Origin of the sequence: Planococcus versutus (assembly GCF_001186155.3) — a bacterium.
GTDB lineage: Bacteria > Bacillota > Bacilli > Bacillales_A > Planococcaceae > Planococcus > Planococcus versutus.
Genome location: NZ_CP016540.2, coordinates 771992 through 797610 on the forward strand (window position 1 = coordinate 771992; position 25619 = coordinate 797610).

Annotated in this window: 25 protein-coding genes and 1 riboswitch; of the genes, 13 read left to right on the forward strand and 12 right to left on the reverse strand. The window is 38.9% G+C overall.

Going from position 1 to position 25619, the window contains the following annotated elements:
• Positions 1-160 precede the first annotated feature (160 nt).
• Positions 161-649, forward strand: coding sequence for a pyridoxamine 5'-phosphate oxidase family protein (locus tag I858_RS03925; protein WP_049694815.1), 489 nt, complete (start codon positions 161-163; stop codon positions 647-649).
• Between the two features lie 113 nt (positions 650-762).
• Here I858_RS03925 and I858_RS03930 read toward each other — a convergent pair whose 3' ends face one another.
• Positions 763-1842 (reverse strand): S-layer homology domain-containing protein, encoded by a 1080-nt coding sequence (locus I858_RS03930; RefSeq protein ID WP_049694814.1) that lies wholly within the window; start codon positions 1840-1842, stop codon positions 763-765.
• Between the two features lie 384 nt (positions 1843-2226).
• Between I858_RS03930 and gdhA the strand changes: the two genes are divergently transcribed.
• From gdhA to I858_RS16905, 3 genes are all read left to right on the forward strand, one after another.
• The gene (gdhA, locus tag I858_RS03935) at positions 2227-3609 is read left to right on the forward strand and encodes an NADP-specific glutamate dehydrogenase (RefSeq protein ID WP_204249440.1); all 1383 of its coding nucleotides are present in this window, start codon (positions 2227-2229) and stop codon (positions 3607-3609) included.
• A gap of 128 nt (positions 3610-3737) precedes the next feature.
• Positions 3738-4703: an Abi family protein gene (locus I858_RS03940; RefSeq protein WP_083553653.1), complete on the forward strand. Its 966-nt coding sequence runs from the start codon at positions 3738-3740 to the stop codon at positions 4701-4703.
• 33 nt (positions 4704-4736) lie between these two features.
• Entirely contained in the window at positions 4737-4910 is a 174-nt protein-coding gene (locus tag I858_RS16905) for a hypothetical protein (protein WP_239457215.1), read from the forward strand.
• Positions 4911-4950: 40 nt separating this feature from the next.
• On the opposite strand, the gene mug is transcribed toward I858_RS16905, so the two are convergent.
• The 3 genes from mug to I858_RS03955 all read right to left on the reverse strand — a co-directional run bounded on the left by mug (position 4951) and on the right by I858_RS03955 (position 6814).
• Entirely contained in the window at positions 4951-5457 is a 507-nt protein-coding gene (mug, locus tag I858_RS03945) for a G/U mismatch-specific DNA glycosylase (RefSeq protein WP_083553654.1), read from the reverse strand.
• Between the two features lie 15 nt (positions 5458-5472).
• Positions 5473-5679: a TM2 domain-containing protein gene (locus I858_RS03950; protein WP_049694812.1), complete on the reverse strand. Its 207-nt coding sequence runs from the start codon at positions 5677-5679 to the stop codon at positions 5473-5475.
• A 67-nt stretch (positions 5680-5746) separates the two neighbouring features.
• The gene (locus I858_RS03955) at positions 5747-6814 is read right to left on the reverse strand and encodes a tellurite resistance/C4-dicarboxylate transporter family protein (protein WP_049694811.1); all 1068 of its coding nucleotides are present in this window, start codon (positions 6812-6814) and stop codon (positions 5747-5749) included.
• 219 nt (positions 6815-7033) lie between these two features.
• Here I858_RS03955 and I858_RS03960 point away from each other — a divergent pair, with 219 nt between their 5' ends.
• Positions 7034-8647 (forward strand): glycoside hydrolase family 13 protein, encoded by a 1614-nt coding sequence (locus I858_RS03960; protein ID WP_049694810.1) that lies wholly within the window; start codon positions 7034-7036, stop codon positions 8645-8647.
• Between the two features lie 2 nt (positions 8648-8649).
• On the opposite strand, the gene I858_RS17475 is transcribed toward I858_RS03960, so the two are convergent.
• Complete coding sequence (locus I858_RS17475) at positions 8650-8784, reverse strand: hypothetical protein (RefSeq protein WP_275425617.1); 135 nt, start codon at positions 8782-8784, stop codon at positions 8650-8652.
• Positions 8785-9187: 403 nt separating this feature from the next.
• Here I858_RS17475 and I858_RS17480 point away from each other — a divergent pair, with 403 nt between their 5' ends.
• Together I858_RS17480 and I858_RS03965 are read left to right on the forward strand one after the other, a co-directional pair.
• Entirely contained in the window at positions 9188-9310 is a 123-nt protein-coding gene (locus I858_RS17480) for a hypothetical protein (RefSeq protein WP_275425618.1), read from the forward strand.
• A 372-nt stretch (positions 9311-9682) separates the two neighbouring features.
• Positions 9683-9785, forward strand: a riboswitch (purine riboswitch).
• Positions 9786-9954: 169 nt separating this feature from the next.
• The gene (locus I858_RS03965; protein WP_083553655.1) at positions 9955-10848 is read left to right on the forward strand and encodes a 5'-methylthioadenosine/S-adenosylhomocysteine nucleosidase; all 894 of its coding nucleotides are present in this window, start codon (positions 9955-9957) and stop codon (positions 10846-10848) included.
• A gap of 66 nt (positions 10849-10914) precedes the next feature.
• Here I858_RS03965 and I858_RS03970 read toward each other — a convergent pair whose 3' ends face one another.
• Positions 10915-11409, reverse strand: coding sequence for a BsuPI-related putative proteinase inhibitor (locus I858_RS03970; protein ID WP_049694809.1), 495 nt, complete (start codon positions 11407-11409; stop codon positions 10915-10917).
• Between the two features lie 190 nt (positions 11410-11599).
• On the opposite strand from I858_RS03970, the gene I858_RS03975 reads away from it, so the two are divergent.
• A complete protein-coding gene (locus I858_RS03975; protein ID WP_049694808.1) occupies positions 11600-12811 on the forward strand; it encodes an aminotransferase-like domain-containing protein in 1212 nt (403 codons plus the stop codon).
• A gap of 251 nt (positions 12812-13062) precedes the next feature.
• Positions 13063-14619 (forward strand): class I adenylate-forming enzyme family protein, encoded by a 1557-nt coding sequence (locus tag I858_RS03980; RefSeq protein WP_049694807.1) that lies wholly within the window; start codon positions 13063-13065, stop codon positions 14617-14619.
• Between the two features lie 56 nt (positions 14620-14675).
• Here the strand turns inward: I858_RS03980 and I858_RS03985 are convergent, their stop codons facing one another.
• Together I858_RS03985 and I858_RS03990 are read right to left on the reverse strand one after the other, a co-directional pair.
• Positions 14676-15563, reverse strand: a complete 888-nt coding sequence (locus I858_RS03985) for a fructose bisphosphate aldolase (RefSeq protein ID WP_049694806.1) — start codon at positions 15561-15563, stop codon at positions 14676-14678.
• A gap of 182 nt (positions 15564-15745) precedes the next feature.
• Entirely contained in the window at positions 15746-17218 is a 1473-nt protein-coding gene (locus tag I858_RS03990; protein ID WP_049694805.1) for a protein adenylyltransferase SelO, read from the reverse strand.
• 677 nt (positions 17219-17895) lie between these two features.
• Here I858_RS03990 and I858_RS03995 point away from each other — a divergent pair.
• Positions 17896-19017: an NADH-dependent flavin oxidoreductase gene (locus I858_RS03995; RefSeq protein WP_049694804.1), complete on the forward strand. Its 1122-nt coding sequence runs from the start codon at positions 17896-17898 to the stop codon at positions 19015-19017.
• A gap of 96 nt (positions 19018-19113) precedes the next feature.
• Here I858_RS03995 and I858_RS04000 read toward each other — a convergent pair whose 3' ends face one another.
• Together I858_RS04000 and I858_RS04005 are read right to left on the reverse strand one after the other, a co-directional pair.
• Positions 19114-20127 (reverse strand): STAS domain-containing protein, encoded by a 1014-nt coding sequence (locus I858_RS04000; protein ID WP_049694803.1) that lies wholly within the window; start codon positions 20125-20127, stop codon positions 19114-19116.
• Positions 20128-20271: 144 nt separating this feature from the next.
• The gene (locus tag I858_RS04005) at positions 20272-21165 is read right to left on the reverse strand and encodes an oxidoreductase (protein ID WP_049694802.1); all 894 of its coding nucleotides are present in this window, start codon (positions 21163-21165) and stop codon (positions 20272-20274) included.
• A gap of 188 nt (positions 21166-21353) precedes the next feature.
• Between I858_RS04005 and I858_RS04010 the strand changes: the two genes are divergently transcribed.
• Positions 21354-21836 (forward strand): NUDIX hydrolase, encoded by a 483-nt coding sequence (locus I858_RS04010; RefSeq protein WP_049694801.1) that lies wholly within the window; start codon positions 21354-21356, stop codon positions 21834-21836.
• 71 nt (positions 21837-21907) lie between these two features.
• Here the strand turns inward: I858_RS04010 and I858_RS04015 are convergent, their stop codons facing one another.
• On the reverse strand, positions 21908-22804 hold the full coding sequence (locus I858_RS04015) for an oxidoreductase (RefSeq protein WP_049694800.1): 897 nt from the start codon (positions 22802-22804) through the stop codon (positions 21908-21910).
• A 152-nt stretch (positions 22805-22956) separates the two neighbouring features.
• On the opposite strand from I858_RS04015, the gene I858_RS04020 reads away from it, so the two are divergent.
• Both I858_RS04020 and cax read left to right on the forward strand, forming a co-directional pair.
• Positions 22957-23706, forward strand: a complete 750-nt coding sequence (locus I858_RS04020) for a phosphatase PAP2 family protein (RefSeq protein ID WP_049694799.1) — start codon at positions 22957-22959, stop codon at positions 23704-23706.
• 128 nt (positions 23707-23834) lie between these two features.
• Entirely contained in the window at positions 23835-24890 is a 1056-nt protein-coding gene (gene cax / locus I858_RS04025; RefSeq protein WP_049694798.1) for a calcium/proton exchanger, read from the forward strand.
• Positions 24891-24987: 97 nt separating this feature from the next.
• Here cax and I858_RS04030 read toward each other — a convergent pair whose 3' ends face one another.
• The gene (locus I858_RS04030; protein ID WP_049694797.1) at positions 24988-25503 is read right to left on the reverse strand and encodes a redoxin family protein; all 516 of its coding nucleotides are present in this window, start codon (positions 25501-25503) and stop codon (positions 24988-24990) included.
• Positions 25504-25619: the final 116 nt, after the last annotated feature.

Sequence of the window (25619 nt, forward strand, 5' to 3'; positions counted from 1 at the left end):
AAGTATATTGTTGTGAACAAAATTACAATAATAGTAGTTTAAAAGTATTATGAAGAGAAATGCATATTCATAAAAATTTCCGAGTATAAAATACACGTTTAAATAACTTGATAGAGGGAAATATCGTCAGTACAGCTAGATTATTTAGGAGGAAAAAAACATGGTAGACAATCAGCAATCAATCAAAACAGTAAATGACTTAATAAAAGATATCAAAGTAGCGATGTTTACGACGATTTCTTCAGACAACAAAATTATTTCACGTCCAATGCAAACGCAAGAAGTAGAATTTGATGGAGAGCTGTGGTTTTTAACGAAAAAAGACACAGAGAAGTATCAAGAAATTGCCAGCAATCCTAACGTTAACTTAGCCTATGCAGGGAAATCCTATGTTTCTATCAGCGGAACTGCTGAATTTATTGAAGACATGAATAAGAAAAAGGAATACTGGAACCCGATTTTTGATAAAGTGTTAGATACTAGTTATGACGATCCCAATGTCGTATTGATCAAAGTAGATGCAGAATCAGCAGAGTATTGGGATTCGGGGAATACGTTAAAGTCAGTTAAAACGTTAGTAAAAAAACTGACAAACAATGAAACAAACAAAGATGAGAAAGAAATAAATGATACGGTAGATTTTAACTAAAGCTATACGCATATTAAAAAGCTCACAGACCAAAGTTGTCTGTGAGCTTTTTTCTGCTTTTGAGCGTGTATATAGCAGGCAATTTTTAGTGGAGTTTGTTTCTATTTCAGTTTTTACTCTACAGCAATCAATTCTTTTGTCACAGTACCATCTGAATCGACTGACTTTACTTCGCCAAAACCTTTAACCATATAGTAGGTATGACCGATTTCTGAAAACTCGGGATTTGCTACGACTGTCACTTCTACAGCATTCGTAAACGTTTTATACGGTGTTTTTACAGTGACGCCTGTATTGGTAATCTTACGAGGAGCTGTATCCATCATATCGGTATACCATGCTTGACCAACTTTTACAGGATACACTAGCTCAGTGTATGATTCTGAATAAGGCATACCAAATGTATACTGATCGTAAGTCTCCAATTCCAACGAATCTATCAACATGGACTCTTCTTTATTGGTGATGGTCCACACAAAACCTAAAGGCAATCCAGCGCGCTGAGGCACGTAATTATAGACATGACGTTCAATACCATATTCTGTATCGTACACATAGTCTTTTGTTTTATCTCTCAAATACGATTGTGCAATTGTTGCACTGTTTTTAAATTTCGGTTCAAGACCACGTGCTAAAAATGCGGAAAATTGACCACGAGTTACTTTGGTGTTGGGACGGAATGTTTTGTTTGGATAACCGTTGGTAATATTCGCTGCTACTATTTTCTGGACGGGTTCATAAACAGCCATGTTAGGTTTTAAATCTGTAAAGTTTGTTTCAGCACGAAACGGCACAATAAATAATCTGGATAAGAGAAACGCCATTTCTGCTCGTGTAATGGTGTTGTTTGGACGGTACGTACCATCCGGATAACCTGTAATTAATTTTGCTTTAGCTGCGGCTGCAATGGAACCGCTTGCTTTGTGAGAAGCGGGTACATCTGAAAATCCTGTTTTTTGTTGTTTGCTATCAAATCTTTTTAAACGCCCAATCATAATCACGGCTTCTGCACGAGTTACTTCTTTCTCAGGTCGCATCGTACCATCAGGATAGCCTCGTAAAATGTCTCGCTTTATCAAGTAATTGATTTCATCGTAAAAGGAATGTGATGCTGGAACATCTGAGGCTGCAGCAACAGGAAGAGCTAGAGACAAAACCAATAAGAAACTGAGTACGATTGATAATTTCTTCAAAACACTCACTCCTTCACAGTTCAATTCACAGACTGTGGCACCGGAAAACCTTTCAATTAAAATGGATGAGGTAACGTTACTTTCAATATACGCTACTTATTATAGAATTGACAGATAATTCATTTGATTTAACATAAATATAGAAAGTTAAAAAACTTTCTTTTTTAAAAATTTTTTTATGAAAAATACATAAGTACTGATTTGTTAGCAATGATAGCGTTTTCTTTTTTAAAATTACTCTATAAAAAGATTTAGAGCCTTAGGAGATAGACAATATCCATTTGCACTAGGCCAAGACAGTTTGTATAATAGAAGATAAATATTAAAAAAAGTGAATAATTATTCAAGGATAATGTGTTTTCGTAAAGAGAGGATTGAAAGCGATTGAAATCTGCACATCAAGAAAATCCAATAAAGCAACAATCATCTTATGAATATATACAAGCTGTCCATAAAAAAATTAAAGAGCGAAACTTAGGACAATCTGAGTTTTTGCAGGCAACTTGGGAAGTGTTTGATTCGTTAAAGCCAGTATTTGAACAGCATCCAGAATATGTAGAACAAGGTATTTTAGAACGCATCTCAGAACCAGAACGATTTATCGAATTCCGAGTAACGTGGGAAGACGATGAAGGAACTGTACATGTTAACCGTGGATATCGGGTTCAATTTAATAGCACGCTTGGTCCTTTTAAAGGTGGATTGCGGTTTCATCCCACGCTAACAGGCAGTGTTGTAAAGTTTCTTGGATTTGAACAGATTTTTAAAAATGCGTTGACGGGCTTGCCAATTGGTGGCGGTAAAGGGGGATCAGACTTTGATCCGAAAGGAAAGTCTGATCGTGAAATCATGCGCTTTTGCCAAAGTTTTATGACAGAGCTAAGTCGTCATATTGGTCCAGACATCGACGTTCCAGCAGGAGATATTGGAGTTGGTAAACGTGAAATTGGCTATATGTTTGGTCAGTATAAGCGATTAAAAAACGTCTCAGAAGCCGGTGTTTTTACAGGGAAAAATCCCGATAATGGCGGAAGTCTGATTCGGAAAGAAGCAACAGGCTACGGAACGGTTTACTTTGTTGAAGAAATGCTAAAAGATCAAGGACATTCATTTAAAGATAGCAGAGTTATTGTTTCAGGTTCTGGAAATGTATCGATTTATGCGATGGAAAAAGCCATTGAGTTTGGTGCAACAGTTGTTGCCTGCAGTGACTCTGAAGGGTTTGTTTACGACCCGGATGGCATCGATGTAGAAACCGTTAAGCAATTAAAAGAAGTCGAAAGAAAACGGATTTATCATTACCTAGAACATCATCCTAAAGCTCAGTACGGCAATGAAAAATCAGATATATGGAAAATTAAATGTGATATTGCCTTGCCTTGTGCCACACAAAACGAAATTGACAGAGAAAGTGCACAAGCTATGGTTGAGAACTTGGTAAAAGCGGTTGGAGAAGGCGCTAATATGCCTTGTACAGAAGAAGCAATACGTGTACTAACAAATAATGGTGTATTATTCGCGCCAGCTAAAGCAGCGAATGCGGGTGGAGTTGCTGTTTCAGCAATGGAAATGTCTCAAAACAGCATGCGTTACGCTTGGTCATCTGAAGAAGTAGATGAAAAGCTATTACAAGTTATGACAACTATTTATAAAACGTGTACAGATACAGCTGAGCAATATGGGTCACCAGGCAATTTGATTATCGGTGCCAATATCGCAGGCTTCAAAAAAATCGCAGACGCAATGGTCAGCCATGGCTTAAATTAAGCGTTTGAACAAAAGATGAGAAAAGTCGTTTCTAGTAAAGTGTTTACTAGAGCGACTTTTTTGATGTGTTAGAGGTTTATTAATCGAATCGTTTCGCTTAGAGTTAGGATAAGAAGAGTTTGCAAAGGATGAGTTCAGTGAAAGAGTTTGCCACACACGCCGAGCAGTTAGAAATGCTCGAACAACGAGGTTTGAATGTACTAAACAAAGCGGCTGCCGAGCGAATTTTATCGCAAGAAAATTATTATGCATTAATTGATAGCTATAAAGAGCCGTTTCTTGAACGGGACGAAAAGCTTAATCCCTACGGCCTTGAATGTTTTGAAAGTGGAACAGAATTTGGTCATATTTATGCACTTCATCGCTTTGACCGAAAGTTACGATTGTTGTTACTGAATGAATTGCTAAAGTTCGAAAAAAATATAAAATCGAAAGCTGCTTATCGTTTTTCTGAAAAGTTCAAGAATAGTGGGAGTTTTCTAGAGCCAGGCAATTACAGTTTAAATATTCATCATCACCACGAGCGTGATCGCATCATTTCAACGCTCGCTAATTTGATAAAAAGTCATAAAAAATGTGACAAAGTAAAATATCCTGCGATACGGGAATTTTATGATAAGCACAAGAGTGTACCACTCCAGGTACTTGTAAATTTTTTATCGCTTGGGCAGATTACACATTTCTACGCTGTGATTGATGAACCGTTACGCGATCAGATTGCCAATGATTTTGCTGAGGAATATAGTGAAGAGCATCAAAAGATATTTTTACGTGCGAGTGAAGTTGATGCTATTTTGAAGATTGTTTTTCCTTATCGCAATAAATCTGCACATGAAGAAGTTCTTTACCGTTTTCATCTTACGCATCCCGTAGAACTAGAAGATTTAGAAACTCGGTTAGCAATGGCAAAAGGAAGTCTAAGTGGGGCAACGGTTTATTCTGTTCAATGTTTATTGAAACTAGTATTGGGAAAAAGAGATTACGAAAACTTCTCGGTTGAATTAATCGAGCTAATTAAAGAACTTGAAAAAAAGATTCAAAAACGAGCATTTGTAAAAATCATACAAGATATCGGATTTAATGGATTTAACTGAACATAAATCTTGTTTTCCAAGGAGTGTGTTTCGATGAAGTATGTGACATTGCTAAGAGGAGTTAATGTAGATGCTATCTTATGGTCTGTAGATAAAAAGCAAATTACCAAAAGTGGAATGTCAAAAATTAGTAGAACGACTCTTTATAGACGTATCACCATTCGCAATGTCAACACTGTGCGAAAAGTTTGGTCGTTGTTACAATAACAAAAAGTACCGTCCTTTTATATTTAAAGAACGGTACTTTTTATGTGTATGCGTTTAAGCCACTATAAACTTCGATAATATCATCTAGCTTTATCCGAACGAGACCACTTGAAGACGGTGCGACGTACTCAACAATACCTGACACAACTGGCTCTTTTTGCACACCCCAAGAAACTGTTTTTCGTTTACTAAATTGTTGATATACTCCTTTGCCAACAAAACATACAGCTCTTGGACGAATTTGTTGGATTTTTTCTTTTAACAATTGCGCTCCTTCTGCATATTCTTCTTTAGAAAGATCCGCTGCTTTTTTCGTTGGTCGTGAAACGATATTCGTTAATCCAAATCCAAGAGCTAGCAATTCGATGTTTTCTTCAGGAAGGTATTTTCGAGGAGTTAATCCCGCTTGATAAAGAATTTTCCAAAACCGATTGGTCGGATTGGCGTAATGAAAACCAGTTTCAGAAGAGCGGATACTTGGATTAAAACCGACGAATAAAATTTTTAACTCTTTTTTCAAATGATCAGGAATCGGTTCTAAATGCAAAATAAAACAACTCCTTTAACCTCTGCCGTGTTTTTCCTGAAAGCTTTCTTCAGATTGTAGCAAGTATAAAATCCCTTCAATTACCCCAATAACTGCAGGGATTCCTGTCCAAAAGAAGAGCAAATACAAAATGCCCATTCCTGGTTTTCCTAAATAAAATTTATGTGCGCCAAAATCGCCAAGGAAAATGGCGAGTAAGCTGGCTGCTAATTTACTTTTCACTTGTCATCATCCTTTCATTGCTTTCTCTAATTTGTATTCCCTAATTTCACAAAGCTAATACGATTTTTTATAAACGACGAGTCTCGATTCGTTGCGCTCGATAAAAAGTGATAGTACGAATATACACATGATGAAGAAGTCCCCCAAAAACAGCCAGCCAAGTAAGCAAAGCAACATAAAACATAACGCGCGGAATGGCTTTGAGAAATGGAACATCTAACGCGACGGCAAGTTTCCACGTACTCGTTGTGTACATTGCTAACGGAAACACCATAGCCCACCATTGCGGCCCGTAATCGAGGGGGTAGCGATGATAGACATGACGCCAGAAAACCAAAATGAATAGCAACGGAATCCACCACGTACCAGCTGCCCAAAAAAACAACGTAAAACCTTTTAAAAATGGTCGGATTTCTACTAAAAATGACCAATAAGTAGCATTCAAAATCAATGTGGCACCGGCTAAGCTGGTAATTGCGACAGCACCCATATTAATCCAATAAGGAGGTGTCATTGCAGTAAAATCGAGTTTCAAAAATGTAAATCGATAAAAAATTAACGTAATGATGTTTAAATACAACATGCATCCAAGAAAGTACATACAGACAGTGAAAAATAATACCACGTCGCGTCCGCTAGAAAGATATGGAACGAGAAGTGTCCCTAAAATCGAAATCGACTGTGTTGCTACTGCCGCGATTAGCCAAGCTCCATTTATGCCTTCTTCTAATGTTGGCGTATTTTTTGCGACCGTCACCGCTGTAAAAAAAGTATACATAACGATAACCCAAAGGAATATACCGAGTCCCCACAAGTATAAAGCCGCTGTATACGACTGTGCGACAATGATCAACTGGCTTCCTAATACACAAGTTCCAGCGACTGTAGTAAAAAATCCGGAGCCAATTGTATGGCTAGTCAAATCAGCAAAAATCTGTTTTGAATTTCGAACTAGACGAATCAATGTCAAAATCCACAGGATAATAAAAGCTGCAATATTCAAGTAAAGAAACGCATCAGCAAGTACTCTCATGCCAAGTAAAAAGGCACTGATTGATAAAGCGCCAGTGGCCATAATAAAAGCAAAATAAGACGGAAACAAAGTTTCAGCCAGTTCTTTAATAAATTTGATCATTTTTTCACCTCTTTCGTAATTTATGAATTAGTATTCCAAGAGAATGGACGTTCTATTAATTATATCATTTATGTAAGTTCAAATAATGGACAAAAAAGTGAGTAAAATAGGTAGGTATTCTGAATTTATTCTGATACACTATCACCTTGTAATAAGTTTTTATTGAATGTTGCTGGAATTAGAGAGAAGTCTGTCTAAAGTCTTTGTGAGGGATTAGTTATGAAAAAAAAATGGTGGAAAGAAGCAGTTGCGTATCAAGTGTATCCAAGAAGTTTTCAAGATTCGAACGGAGATGGCATTGGAGATATCAATGGCGTAACAAGCAAATTGGATTATTTGAATGATCTTGGGATTGATGTCATTTGGATTTGTCCAATGTACAAATCACCTAATGACGACAATGGTTATGATATTAGCAACTATCAGGAAATTATGGCTGAGTTTGGAACGATGACGGATTTTGATCGCTTGCTTGAAGAAGTACATGCAAGAGGGATGAAACTAATCATCGATTTGGTGATCAATCATACAAGCGATGAACATCCGTGGTTTATGGAATCACGTTCTTCAAAAGATAACGGCAAACGTGATTGGTATATTTGGAGCGATGAGCCGACCAACTGGGAAAGCATTTTCGGTGGCAGTGCTTGGGAATACGATGAAAAAACAAAACAATACTTTTTGCATTTATTCTCTAAAAAGCAACCAGACTTGAACTGGGAAAATCCAGAAGTGCGACACGCTTTGTACGACATGGTCAATTGGTGGCTAGATAAAGGAATCGATGGTTTCCGTGTAGATGCAATCAGCCACATAAAAAAAGAATTGAGTGACGTCAAAGATCCAGAGCAAAATTTGTATGTACCGGCTTGGGAAAAGATGATGAACGTTAAAGGTATTCAACCGTTGCTTGCGGAATTGCGTGACGAAACGTTTGCAAAGCGTGACATTATGACAGTAGGTGAAGCAAACGGCGTCGAAGCAAGTGACATCAATGAATGGATTTCAGAAGACAACGGCAAATTCGATATGGTGTTCCAGTTTGAAAGTATGGGCCTATGGGATACCGACTCATCAACCGGCATCGATGTGCCAAAGCTAAAAGAAGTATTGACGAAATGGCAAAAAGCAGTAGATGGCCAAGGCTGGAATGCATTATTTGTTGAAAATCACGATAAACCTCGCATTGTTTCTTCGTGGGGAGATGATCAAAAGTATTGGCGAGAAAGTGCCACAGCGATCGCTTGTATGTATTTCTTCATGCAAGGCACACCGTTCATTTATCAAGGGCAAGAAATTGGCATGACCAACGCGCCGTTTGATGAACTCGATCATTATAATGATATTCAAACACATAACTTATATCATTTTAATCGTTCAGAAGGAATGGAACACAATGCTGCGATGACCATCATCAAAGCACAAAGCCGTGATCACTCACGTACGCCTATGCAATGGGATGCTAGTCCGAATGCCGGATTTTCTAATGTGGAACCGTGGTTACGGGTCAATCCGAACTATGAAAAAATCAATGTTGCCGCGCAACTACGCGATCCATATTCGATTCTTTGGTTTTACCGGAAAATGATTTGGTTGCGCAAGCAACAAGAAGTTCTCGTCTACGGGAACTACGAGTTACAAGACGTCGGACACGAATCCATTTATGCTTATACCCGTGCCAATGAAGAAAAAACCATCTTGGTTATCACCAATTTAACACAGTATGCTTGCTATTGGGACGAACCAGAAACAGCACATTGCTTGTTGCATAATTATCAGCAACGCGACCCGAAACAATTAGTACCTTTTGAAGCACGTGTTTATGAATTATAAAGTTAAAGCCATGGTCTCAAGTGATTTACTTGAGACCATGGCTTTTTAATTTGATCAAATCGATCATTTTGCAAATAAACAAGTGGATTGCGCAAACAAACTGTCGTATCTCGCAAATAAGGAGTCCACTTCCACAAATCAGCTTCATAAAAAATCGGAGTTTTGCGTAAAAAATTATTTAACTAAAATCTCTTCACGATCAAGAAGGCTTAGAAAAATCCTCCACTTAAAAAGAAAAAAACCATCTTACCCAAGGGCAAGATGGTTTTGATAGTTTGCGGCGTTCCAAACCACGTTCCACAACGTGTTCCTAAAAGGAGTGTTTGTCCGTCTTATGCAAACGAGCTCATCGCGTAGTTAACATTAGCCGAAAATTCACAAACTGTCAATGATTTAACGGGAAATAGTATATGTTTTCTTTGCATTTATACCTATTTGCAAAACAGTCGAGCAAAGTTGCTTGACGTTTCTGAGTATATAAAGATGAGCAATGATTTGAGATGAGAGCATTTGAAAAAAGCTCATGAAGAGTAGTACTCAATGATTGACCGCAGACCGATGCTGTTCTGGCTGCTGGATACGATTAGGAAATGGTATCATCACTGGAACTGCTACGCATCTTCTTTTGATGATGTATTGACGCAAATGAACTATTGGAAATAAGCGTATTTCTAAGTAGAGCGATTTATGTAAAGAATGAAAACAACTAAAATTTGCTCTTTAACAAAACATCTGGCAATCACTTTTCAAGTGTGTTGCGGAGAGTGTTTTTTGATTTCGAAGAACTTAAGCAAATTTTTTGTGGAAATGCTATCGCTAACTCAATTTATCTGTTGTAAGTTCTGTTAAGTTATCACATATTACTTTGACGGATGTTTAAAGAGATTTTAGTTGAATAAAAGAAAATCTCTCGAAACAAGAAATAGACTCATAATAAATATTGCTAATTCCCTATTTACACGAACGTTATATAGTTATTTGTAGTAAAATGTTCGTAATTTAGTTGACCCATCACGTTGTATTTGCTATGGTTGGCAAGTAAAAAAATATATGGCTCGTATATACTCGGTAATATGGTCCGAGTGTTTCTACCAAGTTCTCCGTAAAAAACTGGACTATGAGCTAAAGTATTGGGTTATTCGGTTTTCAACCGAAAACTTATTTATTGCTTGGTGTGTGCATCGGCTCTCTTCATTCAATTTATACTTTGGCTCCAAATGTCTAAATGGTAGAAACTTTATGTCGTTCTAGGATCTTTAACTTGCATCCAATTATTGAGTAGAGCATACATCAAGGAGGAAATTCAGATGAGAAAAATGAAAACAGCTATCAACAAGCAAATGGTGATTTCCATTATGGCGATGGTTTTATTAGTAATACTCACAGGATGCAGTTCAACAACTGAATCTAGTGAGACAGAAAAAGAAGAAACAAAACGACCAATCTTAATCCAAGGACCAATGCCGATTGAGGCGGAAAATTTTGCGGAGCGCTTAGAAGATGTTGAGATAGAAGAGTCAGGTACGACATTTGAGTTTTATATCGGTACTGTTGATGGCTATCCGGTGATTGTATCGAAAACGGGAAAAGGCATGGAAAACACAGCAGCTGCCACAGCGATTGCGATTGAAAAATACAATCCAGTAGCTATTATCAACCAAGGCACATCAGGAGGACATGATCCAGAACTGAATGTTTTCGATATTGTTTTGGGCAAACGCACCGTCAATATTGGCTCTATGAAAACTAGAGATCGTGCTGAAGGTGAGGGCATCGAAGCAACTGAGTGGAAGCCAATGGACGTCATGGCTTCTGAAGGGAGTGCTGGAGAAGATCCGGATGCTGAAAAGGCACGGTATTACGACGCAGATTCAGAACTTCTAACAGCCGCAAATAAAGTAAAAGAAAGCTACACAAAAGGCAAAGTAGTTGAAGGAACAATTGGCTCAGCTGATTTATGGAATAACGAAGTTGATCGCATCAGCTGGTTTCACGAAAATTATGGTACGTCCGTCGAAGAAATGGAATCGGCATCGTCTGCAATGATTTCAAAAGCATACGATGTACCTTTTCTCGCAATTCGTATCTTATCTAACAATAAAACAAACGATGGTGCTTATAATCCAGACACAGCAGCTGCCAATCAAGAATATGTTTATGAAGTTGTTCAGGAATATATTCGTTTTTTAGAAAGCAAGTAAACAAAAACAACAAAAGACATAGTTGTCATCCAAATAGGATTGGCAACTATGTCTTTTTAAGCTATGTTATTTTACTAGATGTTCCATACTTACTTCAAAATTACCGCTTTCTTTTGGTGTTAACCAAGCCGTCAATTTATAAGTGCCTGGTTCAAGGTCGAGTGAAGGAATTGCGAAATCATACGTGAGTTTATCGCCTTGGTCGACAGAGATATCACCTAACACTTGTAAGTAAGTACTCACAGATGAAAACAGAAAAACCTGTTCTCCTTTTTCGTTTGCTAAGGAAAAATCATAGCGTTGGCTACTTGTGAATTCGAAAGTATGAGGTTGTTCTGTTTGGTTTACTAATGTATAGCGGTATGTGTTGTCATCAACTTGTTCGATGGCTGGTTCCATTGCGCCTTTTGTGATTTCGTCAATCGGTTCTTTTTCAGGTTCAGATTGTTCTGTCGCTGGGTTTTCCGGAATAACACTGTCTTCTTTTTCTGTTCCACAGGCTGCTAAACTGAAAGTGGCTAGTAGAAGTAAAATAATGCTAAGCCAAAATTTGTTATTCATGAATAAACCTCCTTCTTTACTAAAGAATACGTAACTATCTTACTTATGAGAACGGGGAAGAGCCGATAAAGTTACAGTAATCACGTGATGTGTTGAAAGCTGACCTACACATTACTGACTACACACTGTAGAATAAGGAATAAGAAATTTTGTGTTATTCTATCAGCTAGATGAAAGGGGTATACCTTAAATGAAAACAACCTTTAATTTTTCAAAAGATATTGAACTAGCTTTTAAGAACGATCCACCTGGACAATGGCTTTCTTCTTTGCCACCAGGTTGCTTGCGTCTTAGCTCGGGCTATCCCGATCCTAAATTTGTGCCTTCTGAAGATATTAAATTAGCGGTAACTCGTTTATTGAATGAAGAAAAGGATTTGCCACTTCATTATATGGGCAGTCCGAGAATTCTACAGCTTAAAAAGTTTCTTCAAGACAGAATGGCTCAACGAGGAGTAACTGTCACTGATGAGGAAGTACTTGTTACTTCTGGAGCTTGTCAAGCAATCGACTTGATTGCGCGTATTCTTTTGGATGAAGAAGCAGTAGTTGCTATTGAGTCACCAACTTATATGGAAGCCTTAGAAATTTTTCAAAATTATACGGAACAGTACATAACCATTCCGATTGATGAAGAAGGCATGCAGACAGAATTATTAGCGGAGATGTTAGCAAATCGGAAAGAAAAAAGTTTGTCGATTCCGCGTTTGCTCTATACCATTCCAACTTATCAAAATCCAACAGGGACCACATTGTCCTTTTCGCGTCGCCAGCAGCTATTAAAACTTGCAGAGCAATATGACTTTCTCATTATAGAAGATGACGCTTATGGAGAACTCGGTTTTCACGACAGACCTCAATTGTTAAAGGCAATGGATACGAATAATCGCGTAGTTTACGTTGGGTCATTATCTAAAGTTGTAGCGCCAGGTATGAGAATTGGGTGGGTTGTGGCAGATCAGCAATTAGTTGATCCATTAAATTGGTTTAAAAAAGATTTGACACATCCATTCGATCAAGCAACAATGGCATCATTTCTTGAAGCTATCGATTTCGATGAGCATTTAACGTCTTTGATAGAGGTATATAAATCAAAATGCAATGTCATGTTGACCGCTTTAAAAGAATTTCTACCACCTACAGTTTCATGGTTTGTGCCTAAAGGTGGATATTTTGTGTGGGTTAACATCCCAGGAGTTGATACTTCGACTATGCTTTCACAAGCTTTTGAAGCAGGAGTTTCTTACGTACCTGGTAAATACTTTTTCTTGGATCAAGAAAAAGGACTCGAGTATCTTCGATTGTCGTTTAGTTACGCAACTGAAGAAGACATTGTCCACGGTGTAAAACTGCTTGCCGAAATAGTCGCAGTAACTATCAATGCACCTGAGTGCGAAGAGTAAAAAAATAATAAACCAAATGCTAAAACCGCGACTCTTCAATATAAATAGAGCGTGGTTTTTGTATAAATTTCAAAGGAAATAAAGAAAAGTTAATAAGTACAATTGACTATATTTTCTGAATACTGTAAAGTTAAATATACTATTTAAGGAAATACGGAAATAAGTAGCGAATATCAAATGATTCGTAATTTCTAAAAAAAGGAGAGTTGATTATAGAAAGAGCTAATGATCGATAGAAGGGAGAGCTTTAAATGAACATTACAACGACACTTACACAAAATGCAAAGCGATTTTCAGATAAAATGGCGATCACGTATGAGGAAAGAAGTTACACTTATCAACAGCTGAATGAAGAAGTAAATCAACTAGCTAATGGATTAGTCGAAGCAGGTTTGCAAAAAGGAGATAAAGTGTCACTATTTATGAAAAACTCGGATCATTATGTAGTGGCTTTTTTCGCTATTTTAAAAGCTGGTGGTGTGGCTGTCCCTGTTAATTACAGATTGAGTCCCGATGAAAGTGGTTACATTTTTGGTCAGTCTGAAAGCCGGTTTCTTTTTTGCGATGCAGAACTGGAAGCTATTGTGGCTGAAGCAAAAATGCAAGCTACTTTACTTCAGCATGTAATTGTTCATCCAGTACCTGCGAACGATGATTATTTTAGCTGGGGTGGCATACTGAGTGAAAATGCTTTGGAACCTTCTATTGAAATACAAAGCAGTGATAATGCGGAAATTCTTTATACTTCCGGAACAACTGGAAAGCCAAAAGGAGCATTGTTTGATCATCAGCGACTGACTACTGCGAGCATATCTTTTGTATTTGGCGTCGATTTGAGCGCAAATGATAACATTCTTCATGCAGCTCCATTGTTTCACCCGATCCAATTAAACTTATTTCTAGTTACAGGAATCATGATTGGAACATCCAACGTTATTTTGCGGGATTTTGAAATCGACAAAACAATTAAAGCGATTAAAGATTTTCAAATTACGGTTTTCTTCGGCTTACCCAATATGTATGACGAGTTGCTAGAGTTGCCGAATGTCCCTGAAGAAAAATTGGCTTCTGTTACTAAATGTATGTATGGTGTCGATTCAATTGACACTGATTTAGTAAAACAAGCAATGGAACTTTTTGGTCATCGACAGTTCTACAATTTATGTACACTAACAGAAGGTGGTCCAGGCGGAATCTTCTTGTTGCCAGATCAGCATGAAACGAAAGCTGGATCTGGAGGCAAACCAATGTACTTTACAGAAGTGCGTGTGGTAGACGAAGAATTCCTAGATGTAGAACCAGGCACTATTGGTGAATTTGTCATCAAAGGCGGAACGGTGATGAAAGAGTATTTCAACAAACCTAAAGAAACCGAAGAGGTTTTTAAAAATGGCTGGTTGCTGACAGGTGATTTAGCAACGATTGATGAAGATGGCTTTATCACACTTGTTGATCGGAAAGCAGATCGTATTATTTCGGCCGGAGAAAATATCTATTCAGTCGAAGTAGAACAAGTGATCAATAGCCACCCACAAGTAGCAGAAGCTGCGACTGTTGGCTTACCGGAAGAAGAATGGGGCGAGATTGTCGGTGTAATTATCGTACCGATCGAAGGCGAAACCATTGATGAAAATCAATTGATGGATTATTTTATGGAAAAACTACCTAGCTATAAAATTCCACGTAAATACTTGATCGCGGACTCGTTACCGCGAAATGCCACAGGGAAAATTATGAAATATCAATTACGCGAACTTCACATTAGTGAATTTGAATGGTTCCGCAACGTGCCAGAACGTCGTTATTGAACTTATAAAAATAGCTCCGTAGCCAAAAAGGCTGCGGAGCTATTTTAAGTTAAAGTTCAAGTAATAGAAGCTTCGTAAATGTTTTTAATTGATTTTTCTAGCATGGCGTTAAATTCTTCATCTGTTTGGCTAGCATTAACGCCTTCGGATAAAGCGCGCGAGAAGCTGGCGATTAAGCCTGTGTTCGCTGCTAGTTTTTTATTCGCGTCATCACGTTTATAGCCACCGGACAATGCGACTACACGAACTACGCGTGGGTGTTCAATCATTTCCTTGTAGTAGTTATCTTCTGTTGGAATCGTGATTTTGATCATTACGTTCTGATCTTCGTTCAATAAATCCAAATGCTTCAACATTTCTTCTTTTAGAATTTTTTCAGATTGTTCTTTGTCTTTGCTGTTAATGTCTACTTCGGGTTCAAGAATGGGCATTAAGCCAGCTGCCAAAATTTGTTTGCCGACATCAAATTGCTGTTCAACAACTTTTTTAATGCCTTCAGTATTGGCTTCTTTGATAACTGAACGCATTTTTGTGCCGAACACATTGCGTTCATTGGCACGTTGTAATACGTCATCCAAGTCAGAAATTAGCTTCATCACTTGAACGCCATTTTCTTCATCTGCCAGTCCTTTATCGACTTTTAAGAAAGGTACGACGCCTTTTTTTTGCCACAAGTAGTCAGGTGTATAGTGACCTTCTACTTTACGATTCATCGTCTGTTCAAAAAGAATAGCACCAATAATCGAATCTGAGTTAAATGACGGTGCTGTCATGACACGCGTACGCATTTCATGAATCAAGTCATACATTTCCTCTTCTGATGAGTACTGATCTTCTGATACGCCATAAAGTGCTAATGCTTTCGGCGTGCTTCCGCCACTTTGATCCAGTGCCGCAATAAAACCTTTTCCATTTTTTACGAAATCCATTTGTTCCTGATTCATCATCCCAGCCCCTTAACTAAATTTTTAAAACCCAATCTACTCATGTTAAAAAAATTACTTTAAAGAAACTCTTTCACTGAATAGTGTAACAATATAAAGAAGAAACTACAAAAAATTGATAATTGAGCCCTACTTACAGGTTTCCCTTTTGAACTTTCTGTAAACGTTCTTGTTTGTCACAGTTATGTCCCACAGAAGGTTTGATATGGACTATTCGTTGCCTTGGGAGGTTCTGTATAATCTTCTTGCTCTGCAGAGTGTGCATACGGATTAGCTAGAACTGCAAGGAGATTGTGCAACAAGCTATAGTCTTGTTGGAATTCAGCAGCAGCTAGTGCTTCTTCTACACGATGATTGCGCGGAATGACCGCAGGATTGTGATCGCGCATTAATTGCTGACTTTCTTGGAGCGACTCCTGTTGTCGTTCGAGACGCGCTTGCCAAGAGCGATGCCAGTTTTTAAACTCATTTGCGCTAAACAACTTGCTGTCATTTAGCTTATCGAATGTCAATGCTCGGAACGTATTGGTGTAGTCGGCTGCATGTGTGTGCATTAAGTTTAATAATGCTTCTGCTAACTCTGTATCCTCTGCTTCTTTAGTAAACAAGCCGAGCTTGTTACGCATGCCTGCAAGCCAATGGTTCTGGAACTGCTCGATATATGTGGTGAGTTCTGCTTGTGCCATGCGTACCGCTTCGTCAGGTGTATCGTGCAACAAAGGTAACAGACTTTCAGCAAAACGTGCTAAGTTCCAGCCGGCAATCATCGGTTGATTGCCATATGCATATCGGCCTTGAACATCAATCGAACTAAAGACGGTTTTCGGATCAAAGCTATCCATGAAAGCACAAGGGCCATAGTCAATTGTCTCACCGCTAATTGCCATATTGTCAGTGTTCATAACGCCGTGGATAAAACCAGCCAATTGCCATTTAGCGATTAATTCGGCTTGGCGTTTGATGACTTCTTGAAACAAGGCCAAGTACGGATTCGAAACAGCTGTTACATAAGGGAAATGTCGTTTTAGCGCATAATCAGCAAGTGCTTTCAACTCTTCTTTTGTACCAAATTTTGCTGCATATTGAAAAGTGCCAACACGCAAATGGCTGTCGGCGATGCGTGTCATAACAGCACCTGGAAGCGCTGTTTCACGTTGAATCATTTCGCCCGTTTCAACAACGGCTAAGCTACGTGTTGTCGGAATACCAAGTCCATGCATTGCTTCACTAATTAGATACTCACGAAGCATCGGTCTGAGTGCAGCACGCCCATCACCACTGCGTGAGTAAGGCGTTCTGCCAGAGCCTTTTAATTGAATGTCTAAACGATTACCAGTAGGCGTTAGTTGTTCGCCAATTAATAAAGCGCGACCATCGCCAAGCATCGTGAAATTACCAAATTGGTGTCCAGCATAGGCCTGTGCAAGGGGCATCGTGTCTTTTGGAACGGCATTTCCTGCAAGAATGGCAATGCCATCTTCACTTGTTAATTCCTCAGGGTTTAGTCCCAGTGTTGCCGCCAACTTTTCATTGAATATTACTAGCTTAGGTGCTGGCACCGGATTAACAGAAAACTTGCTAAAAAAAATTTCAGGCAAACGTGAATAGCTAGTGTCTAGTTGCCATCCGGTATGTGTAAGTTCTTTTTTACTCATTATCGATTCTCCTTCTTTAACTAGGGTTTACTTTCATTATACCCTCTTGAACAGACGAACATGTTTCAGCTGTTCGAGCAACCATTTAGAAGATCTGAAAGAGACAGCAGAGCTATGGTAATAAGGCAGGTTATCTCCACCAACACGCCATTTGGAGCGGACACATTAAACGGTTCGGCATTTCTGGAATTTGGAAAATAAGTGCTTGAGGTGCTGAATGCGGCACCGCAAGCTGAAATTGACGAAATGGTGCGGTTTTTTCAAACAAGGCTATTACGAATACATGAAAAAGAACCAGTGGATCGAGCTGAATAAACCAGCTGTCATGTAAGGACTTAATTATCTACTTCAAGTAAGTGTCTGAAAAACCCTAATAGTTATTGTCACAATCCATGTTAGTTTTGCATATCCAATCGTCCGAAAGCGTTTACTGATTTTCGGTGTGACAAACGAGATTACATGGTTGCTCTCATTTATTGGAGTAGTGTTTGCTTTTACAGCTAGTTATTGAATTATTTATCGCTTAACTTCTCGGGTTTATTACAGCATTGTTAAATAGATTAGAAAAAAATCAACCGGCTAGTGAACCTACAGTCTACTAGCCGATTTTTTGCAGATAAAACTAGGCTTGCAGGAGTCTTCAGATGGGTAAAGAACTAGAATAAGGAGGGATTTAGATGACGATTACAACTCAATTTCTATTCGAACCATTTACGTTTACATCTGGACTAACCGTTAAAAACCGAATTTTGATGGCACCGATGACCACTTCATCTTCGGATTCTAGTGGTGATGTCACAAAAGAAGAACTGATTTATTATAAACGCCGTGCTGAAAGTGGACTGGGTGCTGTTATTACTGCCTGTGCACATGTCGAACCACTTGGTGTAGGGTTTCCGAGTCCATTCGGAGCAGACAGCGATGACCGCATTGATAGCCTCACACGACTAGCTACAGCTATTCGTGAAGGCGGAGCTAAAGCCATTTTGCAGATTTATCACGCAGGACGTATGTCAAATGAAGACTTATTAAAAGGCAACAAACCAGTTTCAGCAAGTGCTGTAGCAGCACTACGTCCAAATGCCGCTACACCTCGAGAAATGAATTCTGAAGAAATTGAGGCAACAATTGAGGCATTTGGTGAAGCGACAAGACGTGCAATTGAAGCAGGATTTGATGGAGTGGAGATTCACGGTGCTAATACGTATTTGCTTCAGCAATTTTTCTCGCCGCATTCTAATAGACGCACCGATAAATGGGGAGGGGATATTGTTTCACGTATGAACTTTCCACTAGCAGTAATCGAATCGATCCAACAAGCCGTCAATAAGTATGCCGATCAACCATTTGTTGTAGGATATCGTGTTAGTCCAGAAGAAAGAGAAGAGCCTGGTATTACACTAGATGAGACATTAGCTTTCCTAACCGCTATTGTCGATCAAGGCGTTGACTATATTCACGTATCGGTCGGACGATTTTTTGGTGGCTCGATTCGCGAAGAGGATAGCCGCTCGCGTGTTGAAATTATTCAACAGCATATTGGCAGTCGTGTACCGGTTATTGGAGTAGGTGGCTTGCAAACACTAGATCATGTAAAAGAGGCATTAGAAGTTACTCCGTTAGTATCTCTTGGTCATGCGTTAATTATGGATCCTGACTGGCTCTCGAAAGTTCAAAAAAGTCGAGATGAGGAAATTTTTCAAGCAATCTATTTGAGTAAAAAACAACAGCTAGCTATTCCTGAAAACTTATGGAACATGGTGACGAATGCACCGGGTTGGTTCCGAGTCGAAGAGTAATGCAAATGTGAGCGAAGTAAGTAGAATGAACTTCTCAAAAATAGCGTGACCTGGAATTTATCCGGGTCGCGCTGTTCTAGTTGTAGATAAAACGTGTCAAACGATTTTCCGACCGCTGCGGCCTAACGCATAATAAATGCCGTGCTGAAGGCTTTGAAGGGATTCAAAGTTTTTTAAGCTGTTTTGTGACTGCGCAATCACTATTGCCAGTTCAGGTGAAATGCCGACCAAAATGACTTCCGTTCCTAAAAGTCTTGCAGAAGCTCCAAGTTTATCGATTAAGGAAGCTGTATGTTCTGTAATCTGCTGATTTAAACCAGTCAAATCAACTAATAAGTATTGAGCTTTGTGTTTTGGAAGCTCACTTAAAGTTTTAACGATTAAATCTTCTGTCCGTTGTTCATCATAACTACCAATCATCGGTACGACAATAATGCCTTCAAGCACAGGAATAATCGGAGAAGAAAGCTCTCGGACTAAATTTTGCAGTGATTTTGTATGCTCGTCTACGAGTGCTTCCAGTTTTTGAATTTGATCAGCTTCTTGTTTCCGAGACAGCTCGCGAATGTTTTGCTGAACGGTTACTTCGGAAGGGAAATATTCGACGACGCTATAAGAGGTACTATCGTTTTGATACTGAATGGTTTTATACCAGAAGTTGATACCAAACAGACCTGTCAATACACCCGCATAATGAGAAGGGACGAATATGCCTTCTGCGCCTTTGTTATTCAACAAGTTCATTTTATATTCCCAGTCGTTTTGGATATGTAATGTAAAGGTGTTGTGTTTAGTGTCCATTTTGACGATTGCAACTTTTCCCCAACCAGCAGGAGCATATGTATTGGAAATCCATTCGACAACGTTAGACGTGTCAATTTGTTTTAAGCTTTTAAATCCTTCGCCGACAATAACTCCTTGGCGGAATCCTGTTGTTTCTAGTACAAGTTGTGTTGCTTCCACACCTGAAATGTCTTTGATCGTATCAAAAAAAGTTTCCATGGCAGAAATCCAAAAGAAAACAACATCTCTACCTTCAAAAAGCGCTTCTCCTGTTTCTAAATTCCATTGTAATTCAATGCCACCAACAACTTTATTTATTTTGCTCATGTTATAAATTCCTCCATTATAGTAAAATTGGGGTAAAGAACAAAAATCACAAACTGCCTTTAACTATTCCCCAAACAACAAAAATTATGTCTCATTAAAAAACTATTTATAGCACGAATAATCGGAAATAAATGCCATCAGCTTTTAACTTAGTCGTTTAAAGGGATAAACAACAGTTGTGAGCTTTTCCGACACGTCCCAAAGCTTGCGAGAAATTTCAGAATCAGTTGCATTGTCGTGAGGTGTTCCTAACGTGGGATAGCCTCTTCGTTGAAACTGGGCAACTGGCCCGATGTATTCGCCTCCTATAAGGCTGGTTTCAGTCGCAGCATAAATTGCTGACAGTGCTCCCATACTAGGTGATTGAAGAAAAAGGTTAGCGACACGTTTAACAGTAGCTGGAATTTCCCAACTGCCAAGTTTTAAAATATTGGTGGCAGAAACACCAGGATGACAAGCCACGCTAATTGTCTGACAGCCATGTTCTTTAAAGCGCTTATCTAACTCTAGCGCAAAATATAAATTAGCTAACTTGCTTTGGTTATAGAATTTTTTTGCCTGATAACCCTTGGATCCATCAAGGTTATCAAAGTCGATTGTGCCGCGGCTATGTGCTCGACTGCTAACAGTCACGACACGTGAACCGGCAGTGTTTGTTAGTAAAGGCAAAAGCAAACCTGTCAAAGCAAAATGGGCAAGATGATTGCTGCCAAACTGCAGTTCAAAGCCGTCTGTCGTTTTTGAAAAAGGAGGTGCCATAATTCCTGCATTGTTAATTAACAAATCTAGTTTATCGAAGGCTTTGCTGAATTGTTCAGTAAACTTCCGAACCGTTTCAAGGTCAGCCAAATCCAGCTTCATGACATCAATTTGAGCAGAAGGATAAAGGGCCAGTAAAGTCGCGCGCGCTTGAGCTCCTTTTTTCGTATTGCGGACAGCTAGAATAACTTGTGCGTCCAGTGCTAGCAGACCTTTTGCCGTTTCAAAGCCGATACCGCTATTGCCACCTGTGATGATGGCTGTTTTTCCTATGAGCAAAGTAACACTTCCTTTGTTTCTAAGACTGGAGTTGCTGTTTATTATTTTAGCCGTTTTATGAACGATTTGGAATCTTTGCTAATAAAAAAGTGTATGGTTTTTATTATTTATTCGTTGAGCTGAGCGGTAGAATGGAGAGAGATCTATAGAGGTTTCGATTCGTATACTGAAGAAATGAGGTTAGGTAAATGGGGTATGTAGAAGAATTGCGAGCGGTGGTGGGGCATAGGCCATTGATTCTCGTTGGTTCTGTCGTCGTAATTGTTGATGAAGAAGGCCGTTTGCTGCTAGAAGAAAGGAAATTTCCAGAAGGTTTGTGGGGGCTTCCCGGTGGACTGATGGAACTCGGGGAATCTACAGAAGACACAGCCAAACGAGAAGTCATGGAAGAGACTGGTTTAGCGATTGACGAGTTGAAATTGATCAATGTCTACTCCGGGCCCAAGCATTTTGTAGTAGCCAAAAATGGCGATGAGTTTTATGTGGTCACGACGGCTTATTATTCAAATAAATTTCACGGTGAATTGATTGTTGATCAAAAAGAATCGTTGAGCTTTAAGTTTTTTGGTCCAGACAAATTGCCAGATAGACTGGTCGGTAGTCACCGCGTCGTAATCGAAGACTACCTTAACAACTCTAACCACTCTGTCAGAATAATAGTTACTAAATGATAAAGAAATAATCTTTAAAGCAAAGAAAAAAGCCACTTTCAGTTTATTAATGAAAGTGGCTTCTCTTATAATCAGGCTTTGCTGAAGTCAAATTGGACACCTGTCAGCTTTTCTGACACTTCCCAAAGTTTTTGAGAAACTGCATGGTCACTAGCCGATGCATGAGGCGTGTCTAACGTTGGATAGCCCTTACGTTGACCTTTGCCATCAGGACCAATATACTCGCCGCCTGTAAGTCGTAAATCGGTAGCTGCATAAATAGTCGGCAAAGCACCCATAGCTGGAGGTTGCAAGAAGTTATGCATGAGCGACTTCATCAGTTTGGGGGCATCTCGTTTACCGAATTTAAAAAGATTGGTCGCAGAAATTCCGGGATGGCAAGCAATACTCATGGGTTGCAGATTATGCTCTTTCAAGCGTTTATCCAATTCCTGCGCAAATAGTAGATTTGCTAGTTTACTTTGACCGTAAAACTTCATGGCTTTGTAGCCTTTTGTACCGTCGAGATTATCGAAGTCGATTTTAGCCCCTTTATGAGCAAGGCTACTGACAGTTACGACGCGTGAATGTGGTGTTTTTTTTAGTACAGGTAGCAACAGCCCTGTTAACGCAAAATGACCAAGATGATTACTACCGAATTGCAGTTCAAATCCGTCTTTGGTTTTTGAGTAAGGCGGTGTCATGACACCAGCATTATTAATAAGTAAATCGAGTGAATCATACTGGTTTGTAAAACTCTCTGCAAATGATCGAACGCTTGCAAGATCTGCCAAGTCGAGTTTTATTACGGTTACAAGTGCTGCGCTATTCGCATCAAGAATCGAATTGCGAGCAGCCTTTCCTTTTTCTAAATTGCGCACAGCCATAATGATTTGCGCGCCGCGGTCTGCAAAAACTGTAGCTGCTTCTAAGCCGATACCGCTATTGGCTCCTGTAATGATGGCTGTCTTTCCGGTTAACTGTTTCAAGCGATCAGCTCCTGAATAATGTCATTTGTCGTATGATAAAAATACCATGTTGTAGCTTATGTAACAAATGGTAGGATTCAAAGAACTTTTTTCACATATATTTTACTGAAAAAGGGTAGAGGTAAGTATTACAATGAAGTAGGAGCGATAAGATGAAAAAAAATGAAAAAATGGCCGGCTTAGCTTTTTTATTGCTGCTCGGTGGATTAGGTCTAGCTGCTTTATTTATTGCGTTGTTTACAGAATTAGCTGAAGAAGTAATAGATAAGGAAGTCGCTCAATTTGATAACTTTATTATTAACGGAATGGAAGCCAGAGCAAGTGAAACTTTAGATAAAGTCATGTTTGTCTTTACCGAAATGGGATCAGTTTGGTTTTTGACAGTGTTATCTCTCGTAGTATTAGGCGTACTAGGATTCAAGATGAAAGACAAATGGGGTGCGTTATTTTTTGTCATTGCAGTCGGAGGCGGTTCGCTTTTAACGGTGTTATTGAAAAATCTATACGTCCGTGAACGTCCAAGTATTAATCCCGACATAGACGCAATCGGCTACAGCTTTCCAAGTGGCCATTCGATGGGATCATTGATTTTTTATGGCTTTGTCATTTATTTGGTCATACGCACACAGCACCGGCCTTGGATCAAATGGATGACCGTTGCTCTTTTAAGCGCTCTCATTATTATGATTGGCAGTAGTCGAATCTATCTCGGTGCTCATTTCCCAAGTGATGTGTTGGGAGGCTATATGGCAGGGCTAATTTGGCTAATATTAAACTTAGTCGCATTAGAATGGATTCAGTGGCATGGTAGAAGTTCAGTGCCGCCAGTTCATGCGTTGCGTAAACTGTTAGGACCATTGTATAGAACCGTACGAACAAAAATACCTTTTTTCAATAAGTAAACTAAAAGAGAAATCTGAGGAAATAGTTTGCTAACCACACATTGCCTACAAAAGCAGTATGTGGTTTTTTGCGTTAACAATTTTAACTAGTGGGTATTGAATAATATTGAATGGAAAGAAGGGATAGGATGAATCGAATATTTGGAATTCTGGTGGCAGTAGGTGTACCTTTGACGATCATCGGGTCTTTTCTCGATTGGCCAAGCATTGCTATGTTTTTTATTTGCTCTATAAGTGTTGTGGCATTATCAAGTTTCATGGGAAGAGCAACAGAAAGTTTGGCAATTGTTAGTGGTCCTCGTATCGGAGGATTGTTAAATGCCACATTTGGAAATGCGGTCGAATTGATCATCTCCATTTTTGCGTTAAAGGCCGGTTTAATTGGTGTGGTTTTAGCTTCTTTGACGGGTTCTGTACTGGGGAACCTTTTGCTGGTTGTTGGTTTATCGTTTTTTTGTGGAGGCATTAAGTTTAAACGGCAGATGTTTAATGTTCATGACGCTTCGCATAACTCGGGTTTATTGATTTTTGCAGTTGTCGTAGCATTTGTCATTCCTGAAATTTTTTCAACCACAATGACTGAAACTGAGACCATTCAGTTGAGTGTTGGCATCTCAATTATTATGATTCTTTTGTATTTGGCTGGGCTCTTTTTCAAACTGGTCACTCACCGCGGCGTTTATAGTCATGCAGATGTAAAACAAGATTCGGAGCCTGAAGAGCCGGAATGGTCTAAAAAGAAGGCGATGGTTATTCTGCTTATTGCTACTATGATTGTGGCGTATGTTTCTGAAAATCTGGTTCATACTTTTGAAGAAGTAGGAGAGCAATTTGGCTGGTCGGAATTGTTTATTGGTGTTATTATTGTGGCGATTATTGGAAACGCAGCTGAACACGCTTCGGCACTTATCATGGCCATGAAGAACAAGATGGACGTAGCAGTAGAAATTGCTATTGGATCCACGCTGCAAATCGCCATGTTTGTAGCGCCAATACTTGTCATCATTTCTTTGTTCATGCCGCAGCAAATGCCACTAGTTTTTACGGTTTCAGAGCTAGTCGCAATGATTACCGCAGTATTTCTTGCCATTAATGTTATGAACGATGGAGAGTCGAATTGGTTTGAAGGCTTAACGCTACTTGCCGCTTATCTCATTATGGGCATTGGATTTTATTTGTTGTAAAGTTCTGGTCATTTAAAAAACAAGCTATGACCGAAAGACTTTTTCGGTCATAGCTTATTTTAATGGCAAAATGTAATTACTCAAATCTAGTCAAATTTCACTGGATTGTTTCAAAGCTCTTTTTGATTTCTTCATTACTAAAATGACCGGTCTGGCTTTTAACAAGTGTGCCATCCGAACTGATATAGACGGATGTTGGATAGCCGAGTACGCCATATTCATCGAAAAATGTACCGCCTTCATCTAATAATACCGTAATATTTTCTGCATTTGGAAACCCTTTAAACCATTTAGTAAAGGATTCGCTACTTTTTTCAGCGTTAGAGCCTGGCGATACAACGGTCAATACCTCGAAATCAGTTTCTTCACCAGCTAATGTATTTAGTTCTTCCATACCGCTCAAACAAATAGAACACCAAGAAGCCCAAAATTTTATATAAACTTTTTGTCCAGCATAGTCTGCAAGGTTTTGTTTGTTTCCTTCCAAATCGAGCAATTCAAAAGAAGGAGCTAGATTTTTAGTGTTTGCTTCACTTTCTGGTGAAGAACTCGAACATGCGCCTAATCCAAGAACTATGGTAAATAATAAAATTATTTTTAAAAATGTTTTCATCTTGACCATCCTCTACAATCGATTGCTTACTACTTTACTGTAGTGACATCATATAATGAAAATCTAATAAAATACATTCAGACAACTTGATAAACGCCCATCTTCATGTGAAAATG

Coding starts and splice junctions, on each gene's coding strand:
- I858_RS03925 (WP_049694815.1), top strand. CDS start 161: ATGGTAGACAATCAGCAATCAATCAAAACAGTAAATGACTTAATAAAA.
- I858_RS03940 (WP_083553653.1), top strand. CDS start 3,738: ATGAGTTCAGTGAAAGAGTTTGCCACACACGCCGAGCAGTTAGAAATG.
- I858_RS16905 (WP_239457215.1), top strand. CDS start 4,737: ATGAAGTATGTGACATTGCTAAGAGGAGTTAATGTAGATGCTATCTTA.
- I858_RS03955 (WP_049694811.1), bottom strand. CDS start 6,814: ATGATCAAATTTATTAAAGAACTGGCTGAAACTTTGTTTCCGTCTTAT.
- I858_RS03960 (WP_049694810.1), top strand. CDS start 7,034: ATGAAAAAAAAATGGTGGAAAGAAGCAGTTGCGTATCAAGTGTATCCA.
- I858_RS17480 (WP_275425618.1), top strand. CDS start 9,188: ATGATTGACCGCAGACCGATGCTGTTCTGGCTGCTGGATACGATTAGG.
- I858_RS03965 (WP_083553655.1), top strand. CDS start 9,955: ATGAGAAAAATGAAAACAGCTATCAACAAGCAAATGGTGATTTCCATT.
- I858_RS03970 (WP_049694809.1), bottom strand. CDS start 11,409: ATGAATAACAAATTTTGGCTTAGCATTATTTTACTTCTACTAGCCACT.
- I858_RS03975 (WP_049694808.1), top strand. CDS start 11,600: ATGAAAACAACCTTTAATTTTTCAAAAGATATTGAACTAGCTTTTAAG.
- I858_RS03980 (WP_049694807.1), top strand. CDS start 13,063: ATGAACATTACAACGACACTTACACAAAATGCAAAGCGATTTTCAGAT.
- I858_RS03985 (WP_049694806.1), bottom strand. CDS start 15,563: ATGAATCAGGAACAAATGGATTTCGTAAAAAATGGAAAAGGTTTTATT.
- I858_RS03990 (WP_049694805.1), bottom strand. CDS start 17,218: ATGAGTAAAAAAGAACTTACACATACCGGATGGCAACTAGACACTAGC.
- I858_RS03995 (WP_049694804.1), top strand. CDS start 17,896: ATGACGATTACAACTCAATTTCTATTCGAACCATTTACGTTTACATCT.
- I858_RS04000 (WP_049694803.1), bottom strand. CDS start 20,127: ATGAGCAAAATAAATAAAGTTGTTGGTGGCATTGAATTACAATGGAAT.
- I858_RS04010 (WP_049694801.1), top strand. CDS start 21,354: ATGGGGTATGTAGAAGAATTGCGAGCGGTGGTGGGGCATAGGCCATTG.
- I858_RS04020 (WP_049694799.1), top strand. CDS start 22,957: ATGAAAAAAAATGAAAAAATGGCCGGCTTAGCTTTTTTATTGCTGCTC.
- cax (WP_049694798.1), top strand. CDS start 23,835: ATGAATCGAATATTTGGAATTCTGGTGGCAGTAGGTGTACCTTTGACG.
- I858_RS04030 (WP_049694797.1), bottom strand. CDS start 25,503: ATGAAAACATTTTTAAAAATAATTTTATTATTTACCATAGTTCTTGGA.